The organism is Pseudophaeobacter sp. 1A09344 (genome assembly GCF_041008745.1).
GTDB classification, from domain to species: Bacteria; Pseudomonadota; Alphaproteobacteria; order Rhodobacterales; family Rhodobacteraceae; genus Phycobacter; species Phycobacter gallaeciensis_A.
This window is the reverse complement of record NZ_JAXGFS010000001.1, coordinates 144640-160483: the sequence shown is the minus strand read 5'-3', so window position 1 is coordinate 160483 and position 15844 is coordinate 144640. Positions and strand designations below refer to the sequence as shown.

18 protein-coding genes are annotated in these 15844 nt (G+C 63.2%); 4 read left to right on the top strand and 14 right to left on the bottom strand.

Annotation, left to right across the window (positions count from 1 at the left end; all coding sequences use genetic code 11):
• Positions 1-117: 117 nt before the first annotated feature.
• Positions 118-1323 (top strand): peptidoglycan DD-metalloendopeptidase family protein, encoded by a 1206-nt coding sequence (locus SM765_RS00705; RefSeq protein ID WP_274836752.1) that lies wholly within the window; start codon positions 118-120, stop codon positions 1321-1323.
• 31 nt (positions 1324-1354) lie between these two features.
• Here SM765_RS00705 and SM765_RS00700 read toward each other — a convergent pair whose 3' ends face one another.
• The 13 genes from SM765_RS00700 to SM765_RS00640 all read right to left on the bottom strand — a co-directional run bounded on the left by SM765_RS00700 (position 1355) and on the right by SM765_RS00640 (position 13362).
• Complete coding sequence (locus tag SM765_RS00700) at positions 1355-1759, bottom strand: GFA family protein (protein ID WP_274836751.1); 405 nt, start codon at positions 1757-1759, stop codon at positions 1355-1357.
• Between the two features lie 3 nt (positions 1760-1762).
• Positions 1763-2605, bottom strand: a complete 843-nt coding sequence (locus SM765_RS00695; RefSeq protein WP_274831858.1) for an ATP-binding protein — start codon at positions 2603-2605, stop codon at positions 1763-1765.
• Positions 2606-2810: 205 nt separating this feature from the next.
• The gene (locus tag SM765_RS00690; protein WP_274833595.1) at positions 2811-3263 is read right to left on the bottom strand and encodes an SRPBCC family protein; all 453 of its coding nucleotides are present in this window, start codon (positions 3261-3263) and stop codon (positions 2811-2813) included.
• A gap of 104 nt (positions 3264-3367) precedes the next feature.
• Positions 3368-4222 carry an XdhC family protein gene (locus SM765_RS00685; RefSeq protein ID WP_274833594.1) on the bottom strand — a complete coding sequence of 285 codons (855 nt, stop codon included), beginning with the start codon at positions 4220-4222 and terminating at the stop codon, positions 3368-3370.
• An 8-nt stretch (positions 4223-4230) separates the two neighbouring features.
• Complete coding sequence (locus tag SM765_RS00680) at positions 4231-5418, bottom strand: vWA domain-containing protein (RefSeq protein WP_274833592.1); 1188 nt, start codon at positions 5416-5418, stop codon at positions 4231-4233.
• Positions 5415-6281 (bottom strand): AAA family ATPase, encoded by an 867-nt coding sequence (locus SM765_RS00675; RefSeq protein WP_274833590.1) that lies wholly within the window; start codon positions 6279-6281, stop codon positions 5415-5417. The genes SM765_RS00680 and SM765_RS00675 overlap by 4 nt, the downstream gene beginning before the upstream one ends.
• A gap of 42 nt (positions 6282-6323) precedes the next feature.
• On the bottom strand, positions 6324-8738 hold the full coding sequence (locus tag SM765_RS00670; protein WP_274836750.1) for an aerobic carbon-monoxide dehydrogenase large subunit: 2415 nt from the start codon (positions 8736-8738) through the stop codon (positions 6324-6326).
• The gene (locus SM765_RS00665; RefSeq protein ID WP_274836749.1) at positions 8735-9226 is read right to left on the bottom strand and encodes a (2Fe-2S)-binding protein; all 492 of its coding nucleotides are present in this window, start codon (positions 9224-9226) and stop codon (positions 8735-8737) included. The genes SM765_RS00670 and SM765_RS00665 overlap by 4 nt, the downstream gene beginning before the upstream one ends.
• Before the next feature lie 11 nt (positions 9227-9237).
• Entirely contained in the window at positions 9238-10092 is an 855-nt protein-coding gene (locus SM765_RS00660; protein WP_274836748.1) for an FAD binding domain-containing protein, read from the bottom strand.
• Between the two features lie 393 nt (positions 10093-10485).
• The gene (locus SM765_RS00655) at positions 10486-11637 is read right to left on the bottom strand and encodes an MHYT domain-containing protein (protein ID WP_274836747.1); all 1152 of its coding nucleotides are present in this window, start codon (positions 11635-11637) and stop codon (positions 10486-10488) included.
• Between the two features lie 109 nt (positions 11638-11746).
• Positions 11747-12670: a twin-arginine translocase subunit TatC gene (gene tatC, locus SM765_RS00650; RefSeq protein WP_065273151.1), complete on the bottom strand. Its 924-nt coding sequence runs from the start codon at positions 12668-12670 to the stop codon at positions 11747-11749.
• Entirely contained in the window at positions 12667-13140 is a 474-nt protein-coding gene (tatB, locus tag SM765_RS00645; protein WP_274831848.1) for a Sec-independent protein translocase protein TatB, read from the bottom strand. Before tatB ends, tatC begins: the two co-directional genes overlap by 4 nt.
• Before the next feature lie 6 nt (positions 13141-13146).
• Positions 13147-13362, bottom strand: coding sequence for a twin-arginine translocase TatA/TatE family subunit (locus tag SM765_RS00640; protein WP_274828764.1), 216 nt, complete (start codon positions 13360-13362; stop codon positions 13147-13149).
• Positions 13363-13583: 221 nt separating this feature from the next.
• Here SM765_RS00640 and SM765_RS00635 point away from each other — a divergent pair, with 221 nt between their 5' ends.
• Positions 13584-13904, top strand: coding sequence for a hypothetical protein (locus SM765_RS00635; protein WP_274831847.1), 321 nt, complete (start codon positions 13584-13586; stop codon positions 13902-13904).
• Between the two features lie 33 nt (positions 13905-13937).
• Complete coding sequence (locus SM765_RS00630) at positions 13938-14624, top strand: helix-turn-helix transcriptional regulator (RefSeq protein ID WP_065273147.1); 687 nt, start codon at positions 13938-13940, stop codon at positions 14622-14624.
• On the opposite strand, the gene SM765_RS00625 is transcribed toward SM765_RS00630, so the two are convergent.
• Positions 14625-15236, bottom strand: a complete 612-nt coding sequence (locus SM765_RS00625; RefSeq protein ID WP_274836746.1) for a hypothetical protein — start codon at positions 15234-15236, stop codon at positions 14625-14627.
• A gap of 195 nt (positions 15237-15431) precedes the next feature.
• On the opposite strand from SM765_RS00625, the gene SM765_RS00620 reads away from it, so the two are divergent.
• A complete protein-coding gene (locus tag SM765_RS00620) occupies positions 15432-15824 on the top strand; it encodes a GFA family protein (RefSeq protein WP_274838983.1) in 393 nt (130 codons plus the stop codon).
• The last annotated feature ends 20 nt before the right edge of the window (positions 15825-15844 follow it).

Sequence of the window (15844 nt, the reverse complement as noted above, 5' to 3'; positions counted from 1 at the left end):
ATCCTGCTCTGTCGCAGTGAACAACAAAAGACGCCGACGTTGCGGCCCTGCCCGGAGCTTCCTGATCCGAACCGGCACGGGCGCCAGCTCCAAATGACGTGTTCCGAGGAGAGCGAGATGACACAGAACGCCCCCATCCTGTCCCGACGCGTGGCAAAGACCTTGGCGATATTGCCAGTCGCTGCCCTACTTGCCGCCTGTGACGGGCCGCTGGATTATGACCTGAGGGGGCAGATCGGCGCCTTCAACACCACTTCAGCAGCCAAAAGCGCCACCAGCGACCGCCCGGCTCCGGATGCGCGCGGGTTGATCACCTATCCCTCCTATCAAGTGGCCGTCGCCCAGCGCGGCGATACGGTGGCCGATGTGGCAACCCGGATCGGCCTGCCCAGCGGTGAAGTGGCACGGTTCAACGGCATGCAGCCCGGCGATACCCTGCGCAAGGGCGAGGTTCTGGCCTTGCCGCGCCGCGCGCCCGATGCGCCGGTATCGGCAGGAACCGCCCAGCCCGGCGGCGTCGACATCGCCTCGCTGGCAGGACAGGCCATCGACCAGGCCCCCGAAACATCGCCCAACCCCGGATCGGTCACCACGACCGAGCTGAAACCGACGCCCCGCCCGGCCCCGACCGAGGTGCAGGACGGCCCCGAGCCGGTGCGTCACAAGGTGGTGCGCGGTGAAACCGCCTATACGATCTCGCGCCTCTATCAGGTGCCGGTCAAGGCGCTGGCCGAATGGAACGGTCTGGGCAGTGATTTCTCCATCCGCGAAGGTCAGTATCTGCTGATCCCGCTGAAGGATCAGAGCGCGCCGACACAGCCTGCCGCAGAAACCACCCTGCCCGGCGCAGGCAGCGCCACGCCAACACCGCCGAGCGCCACCAAACCGCTACCGGATGAGGATATCGCCCCGGCTGCGGAAGAGGTCGCCCCGCTGCCCAAGGTCGAGGTGCCGGAGCCGACGCGCAAGAATGACGCCGCCATGGCCTATCCCCTGCAGGGCAAGATCATCTCGACCTACTCCAAGGGGCGCAACGAAGGCATCGATATCGCCGGGGCGCCGGGCGCTGCGGTCATGGCTGCAGATGCCGGTACCGTCGCCGCGATCACCAAGGATTCAAAGAACATCCCGATCATCGTGGTGCGTCACTCCAACAAGCTGCTGACGCTCTATGTGAATGTCACGGATATCTCGGTGAAGAAGGGCGACAAGGTCACCCGTGGCCAGCCCATCGCCAAACTGCGCGATGGCGACGATGCCTTCCTGCATTTCGAGGTCCGCAATGGCTATGAAAGCCTGGATCCGCTGCCCTATCTGAACTGACTCTTGTCCCGCGGCGTCAGGGCCTGCACGGTCAGTCTTCGTCGGACTGACCGCCCTCCCGGTTACCTGCGAAGTGCTGCATCCGCACAAACTCAGGCAGCCAGCTTTCCCGGCGCCGGGTCCAGAGCTCATACTCCGGCACCAGTTGATCCGGCGCGTCCAGCGCGCCGAGATGCAGCTCAATCTCATCATCTGTACGGGCAAAGACGGATGAGCCGCAGCGCGGGCAGAAATGGCGCCCCTCATAGGCGTGGGTCTCTCCGGTGACAGACACCGCTTCTTCAGGAAATACGGCGGCTGCATAGAACAGCGCGCCGTGGTGTTTGCGGCACTCAAGGCAATGGCAGATCCCCACCCGGCGCGGCCTGCCCCGCGCGGTGATACGCACTGCGCCGCACAGGCATCCGGCGGAAAACTCTGCCTGCGCCCCGGCCATGGCTCAGCTCAGCGTGACGCCATGACGCCCGGCCAGATCGGTGAAATACTGCCAGGCCACCCGGCCCGAGCGCGCCCCGCGCGTCGCCTGCCATTCGATGGCTTCGGCGCGGATCACCTCAGGATCGGCGGTAACCCCATAGGCGGTGCAATAGCCTTCGATCATCTCCAGGTATTCATCCTGATCACACGGGTGGAAGCCCAGCCACAACCCGAACCGATCGCTGAGCGAGACCTTTTCCTCCACCGCTTCGGAGGGGTTGATGGCGCTGGAGCGTTCGTTTTCGATCATGTCGCGCGGCATCAGGTGACGCCGGTTCGATGTCGCGTAGAACACCACATTCTCCGGGCGCCCTTCGATACCGCCATCCAGCACAGCCTTCAGGCTTTTGTAGTGCTGATCATCATGACTGAACGACAGATCATCGCAGAACAGCACAAAGCGTTTCGAAGAGCCGCGCAGATGGTTCAACAGCCGCGCCACCGAGGGCAGATCCTCGCGCTGCAATTCCACCAGTTTCAGATCCGGGTGTTCCGCGACAAGACTTCCGTGTATCGCTTTGACAAGGCTTGATTTTCCCATCCCCCGCGCGCCCCACAAGAGGGCGTTGTTGGCGGCGGATCCTTCGGCGAAACGGCGAGTGTTTTCCAGCAGCGTATCGCGCGAACGGTTGATCCCCACCAGAAGATCCAGATCGACGCGGTTCACCGTTTCGACCGGCGCCAGACGGTCCGGGGCCACGTGCCAGACAAAGGCCGGAGCTGCATCGAAATCAGGGGCCGCCAGCGGTGCGGGCGACATCCGCTCCAAAGCCTCGGCAATGCGCGTCAATGCATCCTCGTTCATCGGGTCCTCCGTATCGATTGTTGCGCATGACAAACCATGTTCCGACCCTAGCAACAAGATGCTTTGCCGGGTGGCGGCACGGCAAAGGGGGCGACACATGCGCGCCGCCCCCTCTCTTCTCTCGGTTCTGGTGCCCATTTCGGGCTTCTTACCTGCTGCCATGCTGCCTCCTGCTCGCCCTGCCTCTTGCGGTGCGGCCGTTGTTTCAGGCCGCCTCGGCTTTTTCCATTTCCTCGGAAAAGCTCTTGAAGAACTTGGCAGCCAGCTTCTTGGCCGTGCTCTGAATCAGGCGACTGCCGAGCTGTGCCAGCTTGCCGCCGATATCGGCCTTGGCGGTATAGGTCAGCAGGGTGCCGCCATCCTGTTCGGTCAGCACCACCTCGGCACCGCCTTTGGCAAAGCCCGCCGCGCCGCCATTGCCCTGACCTGACAGCGAGAACCGCTCGGGCGGGGCATCGGGAGAGAGGGTCACTTGCCCTGAGAACTTCGCCTTCACCGGTCCGATTTTCAGCACCACCTTGGCCTCCAGCTCGGTATCGGAATGTTTGATCAGCTCCTCGCAGCCGGGGATCGCCTTTTGCAGCACCTCAGGGTCATTGAGGGCCGCGTAGACCTCGTCTCGCGGGGCGTTGATGAAGATTTCGTCGCTCAGTTCCATGCTCGTTTTCCTTCTAGCAACAGGGGAATTTGACGGAGGCCAGAACCTTGGCCTGCGCGTCACTCAATTCCGGGAAGAGGCGCCGCCACAGGCGCAGAAAGAGGTCAGCCATCTGCTCGCTCCCCGCGCTGAAGCGCCCGGCGGCGCTGCACCAGTTCGGCCAATATCGACAGCGCGATCTCATCCGGGGTGATGGCGTGGATATCAACGCCTGCGGGCGCCTTTACGCTGGCAAGAGCCTCAGGCGACACACCCTTGTCCTGAAGACGATGCGACAGGGTGGCGAACTTGCGGCGGCTACCAACAAAGCCGATATAGCGCGCCTTTTGCATGAGCGCCCGGCGGAGCGCCGCCTCGTCCCCGCGTCCCTGGGTCGCGACCACCACGAAAGGCGTGCTGTCCCAGATCGGGTGTTCGCCGAAATGCTCCACCACCCGGTCAGGCAAGGGCAGGTCGCTTTCCTGTGGGCCGGGCAAGCACAGGGTGCGGTCGAACTCAAACCGCGCCGACAGTTCCACCAGCGCCTGCGCCACCGGGCCGGAGCCGCAGACCACCAGCGCAGGCAGCGGCAGCACGGGTTCCACGAAGATGTCCAAGACGCCCTTGCTGGGGCAGCCGTTGCGGGCGTATTTGATGCCGTCGCGTTCCTCGCCCGCGCTGACGCCTGCCTCGGCCAAGAGTTCCTCCGGCCCAATCGACAACAGCTGCGGCGCGCCGCTCTCGATCGCCTCGCGCGCGGCGCGGCCCACGGCGCCGCGTACGCAGCCCCCACCTAAGAAACCGACGACGATCTCGCCCTGCGCATCAATCAGCGCCTTGGCGCCCGGCTTGGCCGAGGTCGCCGCCACGGTGCGCACCACGGTCGCCATGGCAAAGGGTTCGCCGGCGCTGCGCCGGGCCTCGGTTTCGCGGGCCAGATCCTGTTCCAGGCGTGGTCCCAGTGATGAATGTCCTGCCATGATGAAACTCATATCGCCCCCAGTTTTTGATCGAGGCTGGCCAGTGCCTCCAGCGTGTTGGCCGCCTCGAACAGATCCAAATACGGCAGCGCCGCCGCCATGCCGCGCGCAAGCGGCTCGTAGCCCTTCCAGCCCTTCAGCGGATTGAGCCAGACGATCCGGCAACCGCGCCGCTTCAGCGCCTCCAGCGCCGCCGCGAGGTGTTCCGGCGGATCGCTGTCGTAGCCATCTGACAGGATGATCACCACTGATCGTCCATCGACGAACCGGCGCGCATAGGTTGCCGCGAAATGCTGGAGCGCGCCGCCGATGCAGCTGCCGCCGCCGATACCCTCGGCCATCAGCGTCACGCGGTTGAGCGCGCGCATCGGGTCCTCTTCGCGCAAAGCCTCGGCAATGCGCACAAGGCGGGTGTGAAAGAGATAGGCGTCTGAATTTGCATCGGCCCGCATCAGCCCGGCCAGAAAGGCGAGGAAGGGCCGCGCATAGACCAGCATCGATCCCGACACATCACACAGGGCAACGATCTTCACGGGGCGGTCGGGACGGGTGCGCCGGGCCAGCCGCAGGGGCACGCCACCGGTGGCCACCGCCTTGCGGATGGTGCGGCGGAAATCCACCGCCCTGCCCCGCCGTGCTGCCTTGCGCCTGCGGGAGCGTTTGTCGCGCAGGGCCTGCCCCAGCCGCAGGGCAACCGCTTCGGCCCTGCGGATGTCCTCAGGGTCGACCAGATCGCGCAGATCCTTCTTCATCAGGTTCTTCACATCCGAAGCGACAAGCCGCCCGGAGCCGTCGCTTTCCACCTCGCCGCCGCCACTGCCGCCGGGGGCGTGGATCTTGCCTGCACCCTCTGCCTCTGTCTCGCCTGCGTCCTTGCGGGAGGAGCGCATGTCATCATTCTTGTGTGTCCTGTCGCTGGGCACAGTCTTCTGCCGCACGCGGCCCGCATCCATCCAGAAACTGTCAAAGAGCGCATCGAAGCGGTCCAAATCCTCGGCGCGGCCTGCACAAACCGCGCGCAGGGCGGCGCGCGCCTCTGACGGATCGCTCGCCTTTACCGCGCCAAGGGCGGCCAGCGCGGTGCCGGTTTCGGCCACGCCCAGCGCAAAGCCATGGGCACGCAGATGCGCCATGAAGCCCGCAACGCGCGCGCCGGGACCGGGATCACGGCCCGCAAATTTGGTCACCCGGCTCATGCGGCGCGCCCCGCCAGCCGCTGGGCGACCTCTGCCGGAACCGCGCCGCGGTCGGCCTCGGTCTTCAGCAAGGTTGCCAGGGCCGCCATCAGGGCGGCGGGGTCTTCGGTGAGGTCGCCAACCCCAAGCCCAGCAAGGGCGGCGGCGAAATCCAGCATCTCGGCCACGCCGGGTTTCTTCACCAGATCCTCCTTGCGCAGATCCTGCACGAAGCCAACGATCTGCCCGGCGAGCTGAGCACTCAGCCCCGGACAGCGCGCGTCCAGAATGGCGAGTTCCGTCTTGCGGTCGGGGTAGTCCACATGGGCGTAAAGGCAACGCCGACGCAGCGCGTCCGACAGATCGCGGGTGCCGTTTGCCGTCAGGATCACCAGCGGGCGGCTTTTGGCCGTGAGGGTGCCAAGCTCCGGCACGGTGATCTGGAAATCGGCGAGAACCTCCAGAAGGTAGGCCTCGAATTCTTCATCGGCGCGGTCGATTTCGTCAATCAGCAGCACCGGGGGAATGTCCTGGCGGATCGCCTGCAACAGCGGGCGTTCGAGCAGGTAGTCTTCGGAGAAGATCTGCGCCTCGGCCTCCTTGCCTGTCTTGCCGGAGGCCTGGATCGCCAGCAGCTGGCGCTGGTAATTCCACTCATAGATCGCCTGAGCCGCGTCCAGCCCTTCATAGCATTGCAGCCGGATCAGGCGCGTGTCGCGCGCCGCAGCCAGGGCGCGGGCGACCTCGGTCTTGCCGACACCAGCAGCCCCTTCAAGAAGCAGGGGACGGCCCAGTGTCACCGCAAGATGCAGCGCCATCGCCAGATCATCCGAGGCGACATAGCCTTGTTCTTCCAGGTCTTTCTGAAGGTCGAGATATGTCATGATGTGATAGGAGGGCCGCCGGAACGGCCCCCCATTCTCCGTTTAGCCGTGCAAGCCCAGATCATTGGCGATCTTCCAGATCCGCCAGTGATCGTGGGGCATATGGCTTTGGCGCAGGCCAAAGGCACGGAAGGCATCGTGCACCGCATTGGAGAAGGCCGGAACACCGCCCACGTTAGGGCTTTCGCCCACCCCCTTGGCGCCGATCGGGTGATGCGGGCTGGGGGTTTCGGTGTGATCGGTGGTGTAATGCGGCGTCTCAACAGCAGTCGGGATGAAGAAATCCATCAGCGTGCCGGTCTTGCAGTTGCCCATATCGTCATAGGCGATCTCTTGCCCCATGGCGATGGCGAGCGCCTCGGTCAGGCCGCCGTGGACCTGCCCTTCGATGACCATCGGGTTGATCCGGGTGCCACAATCGTCCAGCGCGTAGAACTGGCGGATTTCATGCTCACCGGTGTCGACGTCGATCTCCATGACGCAGATATAGGCGCCAAAGGGATAGGTCATGTTGGGCGGATCATAATAGCTCACCGCCTCCAGACCCGGCTCAACGCCCGGAATGGCCTGATTGTAGGCAGCATAGGCGATGTCCTTCATGGTCTTGAAGCGCTCGGGCGCGCCCTTGACCACGAACCGGTCCACGTCCCATTCCAGATCGTTGTCATGCACCTCCAGAAGGTAAGCCGCGATCATCTGCGCCTTGGCGCGGATCTTGCGCCCCGCCATGGCGGTCGCCGCCCCGGCAACCGGAGTTGAGCGCGACCCGTAGGTGCCCAGACCATAGGGCGCGGTATCGGTGTCGCCTTCCTCGATGGTGATGCTGTCAGCCGAAAGACCGATTTCCGAGGCCAGGATCTGCGCGAAAGTGGTCGCATGCCCCTGCCCCTGGCTGATGGTGCCGAGGCGTGCAATGGCCGAGCCCGTTGGGTGAATGCGGATCTCGCAGCTATCAAACATTCCCATGCCAAGGATATCGCAGTTCTTCACCGGGCCCGCGCCGACGATCTCGGTGAAATGCGTCAGACCAATACCCAGAAGCTTGCGCGTCTTTCCTGCCTTGAAATCCTCCACCCGCTGCGCCTGCTCGGCGCGCAGACCATCGTATTTGACTGCTGTCAGCGCCTTGTCCCAGGCGGTGTGGTAATCGCCCGAGTCATACTCCCAGCCCAGTGCCGACTGGTAGGGGAACTGATCGGCCTTGATGAAGTTGATCCGGCGCAGCTCGGCTGCATCCATGTTCAATTCCATCGCCAGGACTTCGATCATGCGTTCGATGAAATAAGCGGCCTCCGTCACCCGGAAGGAGCAGCGATAGGCCACGCCGCCCGGCGCCTTGTTTGTGTAGACGCCATCGACGCCCACATAGGCGACCGGGATGTCATAGGATCCGGTGCAGATGTGGAAGAAGCCGGCCGGGAACTTGGTCGGGTCGGCGCAGGCATCGAAGGCACCGTGGTCGGCGGTCACATGGCAGTGCAGCCCGGTGATCTTGCCCTCCTTGGTGGCGCTGATCCTGCCCTTCATCCAGTAGTCGCGGGCAAAGGCGGTGGCCATCAGGTTTTCCATCCGGTCCTCGATCCACTTCACCGGCTGGCCGGTGACGATGGAGGCCACGATGGAGCAGACATAGCCGGGATAGACGCCCACCTTGTTGCCAAAACCGCCACCGATATCGGGCGAGATCACGCGGATGTTGTGTTCCTCGATGCCCGACAGAAGGCTGGCCACGGTGCGCACCACATGCGGCGCCTGAAAGGTACCCCAAAGCGTCAGCTTGCCGTTGATCTTGTCCATGCTGGCAACAGATCCGCAGGGTTCCAGCGGGCACGGATGGGTGCGGTGGTAATAGACCATTTCTTCGGCCACCACTTCGGCTTCATCGATGACCTGTTCGGTGGCGTCCTTGTTACCCTCTTCCCAGAGGAAAATGTGGTTGTGATGGCGGCGGGGGCCATGGGCGCCCTCTTTTTCGTCCTTGATGTCTTCGCGCAGGACGACATCGGATTGCAGCGCCTCGAAGGGATCGACCAGAACCGGCAGTTCTTCGTATTCGACCTCGACCAGTTCCACCGCGTCGGCGGCGATATAGCGGTCCTTGGCCACCACAAAGGCGACTTCCTGGCCCTGGAACAGCACCTTGCCATCGGCCAGCACCATCTGCTTGTCGCCCGCAAGGGTCGGCATCCAGTGCAGGGCAAGCGGTTCAAGATCCTTGGCGGTCAGCACCGCGACAACACCATCCAGCGCCATGGCGGCATCGATATTGATCGATTTCACCCGCGCATGGGCATAGGGCGAGCGCACGAAATCCCCGTGCAGCATGCCCGGCAGATTGACGTCATCGACGTAGTTGCCCTTACCCTGGGTGAACCGGGCATCCTCGACCCGCTTGCGCGAGCAGCCCATACCCTTGAGATTGTCGATCCGTTCCTGACGGTCCTCCAGATCCTTCATTGTGCGGCCTCCTTGGATGCGTTGAGTTCGGCAGCGGCCGCCAGGATCGACTTGACGATGTTCTGATAGCCGGTGCAGCGGCAAAGGTTGCCGGCGATGCCGAAACGGACCTCTTCCTCGGTCGGGTTGGGGTTCTCCTGAAGCAGGCGATAGGCCCGCGTGATCATGCCGGGGGTGCAGAAACCGCACTGAAGCCCGTGATGTTCACGGAACATTTCCTGCAGGATGTGCATGCCATCGGGGCTTGCGATGCCTTCGATGGTGGTGATCTCGGCGCCATCGGCTTGTGCTGCGAACATGGTGCAGGATTTCACCGACTTACCGTCGATATCGACGGTGCAGGCGCCGCAATGCGAGGTCTCGCAGCCCACATGCGGGCCAGTGAGGTTCAGCCTCTCGCGCAGGGTGTGCACCAAGAGCTCGCGCGGTTCGGCGGCGACTTCGTGTTTTTCGCCGTTCACCGTCAGGGTGATGATTTGTTTTCCCATGGTGTCCTCCCTCAGGCCCGCGACCAGGCGCGTTCAATGGCGCGGCGCAGGATGACGCCAGCCACATGTTTCTTGAACTCAACCGGTCCGCGGTTGTCCTCGGTCGGGTCGATGTCGCCCAGCATGGCGCTGACCGCATCGGCGATAGCATCGGCGCCGCAGTCCGTGCCCACCAGCGCCGCGCCCGCATCCTCGGAGAACACCGGCGTATCGCTGAGGTTGGTCATTGCGATCGAGGCAGAGGCCACCTTGCCGTCCACCTTCTCTAGGATCACAGCCGCCGCCGCCGTGGCGTAGTCGCCTATCTTGCGCTTTTGCTTTTCATAGGCTTGCCCGCCCTTCGGCGCGGCAAAGGAAATCTCGGTCAGGATCTCGTCATCCTCGCGGTCGGTCATATAGGCCGCCTCGTAAAAGTCGCGCGCCTGAACCTCGCGGGTGCCATTCGGCCCGTGCAGGGTGAAGGTCGCATCAAGGCACTGCATCAACCCCGGCATGTCGTTACCGGGATCGCCATTGGCTACATTGCCGCCGATGGTGCCGACGTAACGCACCTGCGGATCGGCGATCATCAGCGCCGCCTCGCGCAGGATCGGCGCTGCGTCTGCCAGATCTCCATTGGTGATAAGCTCGTGCTGGGTGGTCATTGCGCCGATGGTGACGGTTCCCCCGTCCATGGCGATGCCCTTCAGCTCGGCGATGGATTGCAGGTCGATCAGATGCGGCACATCCGCCATGCGCAGTTTCATCATCGGGATCAGGCTGTGCCCGCCTGCCATGACACGGGCATCGTCACCGTGTTCCTGCAATACCGCCAGGGCCGCGTCGATACTGCCGGGCCGGTGGTATTCAAACTCTGAGGGTATCATCCGTTTCCTCCCTGAATTCCGGATTGCGGATAGTAAAGGCGCCGCCGCCGCCCCGGGGCGAGGCTGCGGGAACCACCGCCGAGGTTGCGTTCACGAAATGCGAATGGGCTGCACGAAGCGCGAAAGCCCCGTCAGACAGGGAGTTTCTCCGCCAGGCACAACCGGAACCTGCACCACGAGTCGCGGCGGCAAATCGCAAATGTCCGGCACAATGAGCAGAGCCCCGTCACGGCCCATTCGGGAGTGTCAGATAGGGAGGTGTTGGGCTGCGCTGTGACGCCCAATGGTTCCGGGTCCAAAAGTCGGCCAATGGGAAGCCGTCAGACCCGTCCGAGGGTTGGAAGTGGATTGGAGGATGCTGGCAGAACCGCAGGCGCCCTGCCCTGCCCTCCGCTACATGCCCAGCTTTGCCCGCACCTCGCTCAGGCGGGAGCGGCTGACAGGCACCTTGGGCAGCGCAGGGGTTTCATCGAAGTAACACACGCCGTTGTCCTTCTTGCGCTCGAAACTTGTGACATGCGCCAGGTTCACCAAGTAGCTGCGGTGGGTGCGGATGAAACTGCCGTTGGCGGTGCGGGTTTCGGCCTCTGAGATTGACCAGGGACAGAATAGCTTCGCCTCGCCGCTGTAGAGCACGGTGTAGTGACCTTCGGCGCGGATGGCCGACACGCTGTCCGGGCTGATGAAATGGGTGCGCGCATCGGATTCGTAAGGTATACGCGCCTCCTGCGGGATCTCGGCGGCCTCCGCTTCTGGCCGGGTCGCCGCTGGATCGATTTCCTCAGCCACAGGCGGCTGCACGTCAGCTTGCCCGGTCTGTGCCGTTCCCTCCCCGCTCAGCCGGGTGGCAAAGGTGGCGCCACTGAGCAGGAAACTGCCCGACAACACAAAGGCCGACAGGGTAACCCCAAAGGCCAGCACGCCCCGGCTCATCGGCGGCACAAAGGTGGTGTATTCGGCAGATTGGGTGAAACCCGTGCCCGCCATGGCGATGAAATGCACGGCAAAAACGGCGATGCCAAAACCAAAAGTGCCCAGCACGATATTGCGGGCGCTGCGGTGGCCATAGGAGACCTGAAACGACGCCATGCTGAGCGCGATGGAGGCGGCAAAAGCCATGGCGATCTGTGCCGGAGTATAGCTTGGCACGCACAGTTCCATCCCCGACATGCCGATGTAATGCATCGCCGCGATGCCGCTGCCCATGATGACCCCGGCCAGCATGATCTTGCCTCGTGTCCGGGTGCCGAAATGCACGATCAGCAGCGCCAGCCCCATGAACAGGATCGCTGTCAGGGCCGAAATCAGTGTCACCAGCGGATCGAAGTAATAGGCCACCGGAAGCTCCAGCCCCAGCATCGCCACGAAATGCATCGACCAGATGCCGCTGCCCAGGATCACCGACGCCGCCGAGACCACGATCTTGCGCACCGGCGCCGACATCTGCGAGGCGCCCTGCGTCAGCGACAGACCGGAAAACCCCGCGATCAGAGCAATGGCCAAAGATGCCAGAACAAACAGGCTGTTATGACTGTAGTCGAGCAAAAGGGCCTCCCTTCCCCATGCAGCACTGCGTCAGCATATCCGCAAAATTTCACCCGCGCATAGAAAAAGACGCGCCCCGGAGGGCGCGCCTTCATGTTCTGTCAGTTGATCACTTGTCGTCGTCTTCGTCGAACTCGGCCATTAGAGGATCCTCTTCATCCTCGTCATCGTAATAGCCTTCTTCGCGCAGCTGCTCTTCGCGTTTCTTCTCGACCCGGCTGACCAGGAAGATCGAAATCTCGTAAAGCCCATAGACAACCGTGAACAGGATCAGCTGGGTGATCACATCCGGCGGCGTCACCAGCGCGGCCAATACCAGAATGGCCACAACCGCGTATTTGCGCACCGATCCCAGACCTTCGGCGCTGACCAGACCGGCCTTGCCCATCAGGGTCAGCAGAACCGGCAGCTGGAAACACAGACCAAAGGCCATGATGAACTTCAGCGTGATGTCCAGCGACTCGTTCACCTTACCAAAGAAGGTGATGCGCACGCCGTCAGCCGTTTCCGGCACCACCGCCGCATCTGTGGGCAGTTCGTCAACCGCACCCGACAGCAGGTTGGCAAAGATCGACGACACATCCGCAAAGCCAAGGAAAAAGGCCATCGCCAGCGGGGTGACGACGAAGTGCGCAAATGATGCGCCCAGAAGGAACATCACCGGCGCCGCGATCAGGAACGGCAAAAAAGCGTTCTTCTCGGTCTTGTAAAGGCCGGGTGCCACGAACCGCCACAATTGGAAGCCGATCACCGGAAAGGACAAGGCAAAGCCGAAGACCATCGAGATCCGGAACAGCGTGAACAGGTATTCCTGCGGGCTGGTATATTGCAACGTCGGCGACGGGTCGCCCAGCTCGCGCAGGGTGGCCTCGATCGGCCCCAGCAGGAACTGCAGGATCGGCTCTGCCACGGTAAAGGCCAGCACGATCCCGACGATAAAGGCCCCCACCGCCCGGATCAGGCGGGTGCGCAGCTCTGCCAGATGCTCGATCAGCGGCGCCGTGGAGTCCTCGATATCATCCGTTTGACTCATGATTTGGTCTCTTTGTCTTGATCCGGCTCCCCGGCACCTGCCTTGGCCGCCTCCGCTGCCGCTGCGGCCTCTTCGGCCTCACGAGCCTGGCGGTCAGATGCGGCGCGGGCGGTGGCCTCCTGGATCTTCTTGGCATCAGCGGCGCGTTCGGCGGCCAGCTTTCCGGTTTCGCTGTCCGGATCGAATTTGGTCGGGTCAATCGATTTGGCCATATCCTGCGCCGCCTCTTTGACACCGTCCATGGCCGTGCCAACTGGATTGGTCGCTGCCTTCAGCCCCTGCGCCATATCCTTGACGCCCGCCTCATCGGCGGCGTCATTCATCGCGCGGCTGAATTCACGGGCCATACCCTTGGCCTTGCCCACGAAGCGGCCGACGTTGCGGAACAGCACGGGCAGATCCTTGGGACCGACCACGATCAGCGCAACGATCCCGACCACCATGAGTTCGGTCCACCCAAGATCGAACATGGCGGATTACGCCTTGTCTTTTTCGGTCTCGGGGGTGATGTCCTTGGCGTCGGCAGCGGCGTCCTGCTCCAGTTCCTCGGTGCTGTCTTTCACGCCTTTCTTGAAGGCGGTGATGCCTTTACCCACTTCGCCCATCAGCGAGGAAATCTTGCCGCGGCCAAACAGGACCAGAACCACGACGGCGATCAGCAGAATGCCCGGAAGGCCGATATTGTTAAGCATGTGAGTGTCTCCTTCTTGTCCGGTGCCCATCCGCGCCGGTTTTGTCTGTCATCCCCATTTTTACGGACGCGCCGCGCTGCCGGATAGATCTGGCAGGCTGTCGGGGGGCTCAGGCAGGGCAAAAATCACTGAAATCCGCATCCGCCCAAACACAACTGACAGGTTTATGTCAGTTGCTCCCTGCTAGGTCCAGCCTGTCACATCAATAAGGAGACACCGATATGACAGACACCCAGACCACTCCGGTTGCCGAAATCGTTACCTTCACCCTGGCGAACGGAATCACCCCGGCGGCCTTTGTCGAGATCAGCCAGCAAAGCGAAGCCTTTGTGCGGGCGCAGCCAGGGTTCATGTTCCGCCGCCTCAGCTGCGGCGCCGATGGCCGCTGGAGCGATCACGTGGTCTGGCGCGATCACGCGGCGGCCATGGCGGCGGCAGAGGCCTTTCCCAAGCAGCCCTTTGCCGCGGCGCTGATGCAGGCGATTGAGCCCGGCAGCATCGACATGCGCCATGAAGACATCCTGTGGCAGATGGCGGCTTGACCTAACGGTGCGGCGCGGGCCAAGGCTAGGATCATGCGCCGCACCGACCGCCTTTTTGAAATCATCCAGATCCTGCGCGACGGGAAGTTGCACCGCGCGCAGGACATCGCGGCGCGGCTGGAGGTTTCCACCCGCACCATATACCGCGACATGGACACGTTAGTCGCCTCAGGCGTGCCGGTCGAAGGGGAGCGCGGCGTCGGCTATATGGTGCGCGAAGCGATCACCCTGCCGCCCCTCACACTAACCCCGGAAGAGCTGGAGGCGCTGAACCTCGGCATGGCCATCGTCGCCGAGGCCGCCGATCCGGACCTTAAATCCGCCGCGCAGTCACTGGCGGCCAAGGTGGACGCGGTGCTGCCTGCCGAGACCATCGCCGAGGCGGATGCCTGGAAATTCGCCGTCTACCCCTTTGCCGATGCGGCGCGGGGCTTTGCCCAGATGCCCACCCTGCGGGCAGCGATCAAGGCGCGCCAGAAGTTGCAGATCACCTATCGCCGCATCGATGGCGAAATGACCCGGCGCAAAATCCGCCCGCTGCACATGGAATACTGGGGCCGTGTCTGGACCCTCACCGCCTGGTGCGAAGCGCGCGAGGATTTCCGTGTCTTCCGCGTCGATCTGATCGAAGAGGCCACCGCTCTGCCCGAGTTGTTCGTCGATGAGCCGGGCAAGCGGCTGTCGGATTACGATCCCTACCGCGACAAGGAGGAGAGCTGATCACTCACCTTTGTCCTGCTTTCTGCCGCGGCGGCGGACAAGCACATAGATGCCGCTGCCCAGCGCCCCGCCGATGGCCGCAGCCAGCGCAACATGCAACATCAGCGCGCCAAGGGTCAGCGGAAACAGGGCAAGCGTCATGATCACCGCCTCGGCAAAGCCGCCCGGCCCCTGATAGGAGGCAAGGGTGAACAGCGAATAGCAGACCCAGACTACCGACAGCAGGCCAGCGCCCGAAAGCGCAGCCCATAGCCTGCCCGCATCCTTTGGCTCGGCAACCGAAACAGCGGGCACCAGCACCGCGAGGGCATACTCTCGCCACTTGCTTTTGCGCCCGCGGATTGCCGCCTTGCAGGCCGAAATCTCCACAAGGGCGAGCACGATCAACGGCACGGCGTGAAACAACGCGACGGGTATGAACAGGGACACGCCCCGCGACCAGGACACCATGGACACCCCGGCGTTCTGCAGCGTGATCCAGACCAGCCCCCCTGTTGCATAGATCGCCCCAAGGCCTCCCAGCCAAGTGAGATGGGCAATCAGGCGCACCCCACGCAAATTTCTGGCGACCCAAGGCGGGATCTCTGGTTCGGTCTCTGGCTCTTCCGGCATGTTCTGTGCCTCCCGTGATCGAGTATAAAACAACGGCAGAAACATCGGTTCAAGACGTCACCCCGTGGGGTGGCTCGGCCCGCCGGTGCACGCGCTTCACGGGAAAGTCACCTCTGCCCCGCCCGCCCATATATTGCAGCCTTGCAGCTGTTCCCCTAGCGTTTGCCCAGTTCATCACGCGGGAAGGCACACCACATGGTCCAGGGAAGCTGCTGTTGCGGCGCGGTACAATTTCAACTGACCGTGCAGCCGCCGATTATGGGTACCTGCCATTGCTCCCGCTGCCGCAAGGTCGGCACCAGCGCCATCGTGCTTGTGCGGCCCGGAGACGTGCAATGGATCAAGGGCAAGGATCAGGTCACCACCTACACGCCTGAGCCGCCCTTCAAATTCATCCGCTGTTTCTGCAAGATCTGCGGCACCTCGCTGGGGGAAATCCTGGCCGAGGACGAGCGTATCGCAATCGCGGCAAGCGCGCTGAATGGCGATATCGGCGTCAGCAACCAGTTTCACGAGTTCGTCGCTGACAAGGCCGATTGGTACGAGATTTGCGACGATGCCCCGCAATACGACGGTGCACCGACATAACGCCAAGGACGGAGTGGTTC

What these genes read in the sequence shown, in the direction of transcription:
- SM765_RS00670 (WP_274836750.1), bottom strand. Translation starts at nt 8,738, where the DNA reads ATGAAGGATCTGGAGGACCGTCAGGAACGGATCGACAATCTCAAGGGT.
- SM765_RS00620 (WP_274838983.1), top strand. Translation starts at nt 15,432, where the DNA reads ATGGTCCAGGGAAGCTGCTGTTGCGGCGCGGTACAATTTCAACTGACC.
- SM765_RS00685 (WP_274833594.1), bottom strand. Translation starts at nt 4,222, where the DNA reads ATGGCAGGACATTCATCACTGGGACCACGCCTGGAACAGGATCTGGCC.
- SM765_RS00665 (WP_274836749.1), bottom strand. Translation starts at nt 9,226, where the DNA reads ATGGGAAAACAAATCATCACCCTGACGGTGAACGGCGAAAAACACGAA.
- SM765_RS00625 (WP_274836746.1), bottom strand. Translation starts at nt 15,236, where the DNA reads ATGCCGGAAGAGCCAGAGACCGAACCAGAGATCCCGCCTTGGGTCGCC.
- SM765_RS00675 (WP_274833590.1), bottom strand. Translation starts at nt 6,281, where the DNA reads ATGACATATCTCGACCTTCAGAAAGACCTGGAAGAACAAGGCTATGTC.
- SM765_RS00635 (WP_274831847.1), top strand. Translation starts at nt 13,584, where the DNA reads ATGACAGACACCCAGACCACTCCGGTTGCCGAAATCGTTACCTTCACC.
- SM765_RS00680 (WP_274833592.1), bottom strand. Translation starts at nt 5,418, where the DNA reads ATGAGCCGGGTGACCAAATTTGCGGGCCGTGATCCCGGTCCCGGCGCG.
- tatB (WP_274831848.1), bottom strand. Translation starts at nt 13,140, where the DNA reads ATGTTCGATCTTGGGTGGACCGAACTCATGGTGGTCGGGATCGTTGCG.
- SM765_RS00700 (WP_274836751.1), bottom strand. Translation starts at nt 1,759, where the DNA reads ATGGCCGGGGCGCAGGCAGAGTTTTCCGCCGGATGCCTGTGCGGCGCA.
- SM765_RS00695 (WP_274831858.1), bottom strand. Translation starts at nt 2,605, where the DNA reads ATGAACGAGGATGCATTGACGCGCATTGCCGAGGCTTTGGAGCGGATG.
- SM765_RS00660 (WP_274836748.1), bottom strand. Translation starts at nt 10,092, where the DNA reads ATGATACCCTCAGAGTTTGAATACCACCGGCCCGGCAGTATCGACGCG.
- SM765_RS00705 (WP_274836752.1), top strand. Translation starts at nt 118, where the DNA reads ATGACACAGAACGCCCCCATCCTGTCCCGACGCGTGGCAAAGACCTTG.
- SM765_RS00690 (WP_274833595.1), bottom strand. Translation starts at nt 3,263, where the DNA reads ATGGAACTGAGCGACGAAATCTTCATCAACGCCCCGCGAGACGAGGTC.
- tatC (WP_065273151.1), bottom strand. Translation starts at nt 12,670, where the DNA reads ATGAGTCAAACGGATGATATCGAGGACTCCACGGCGCCGCTGATCGAG.
- SM765_RS00630 (WP_065273147.1), top strand. Translation starts at nt 13,938, where the DNA reads ATGCGCCGCACCGACCGCCTTTTTGAAATCATCCAGATCCTGCGCGAC.
- SM765_RS00640 (WP_274828764.1), bottom strand. Translation starts at nt 13,362, where the DNA reads ATGCTTAACAATATCGGCCTTCCGGGCATTCTGCTGATCGCCGTCGTG.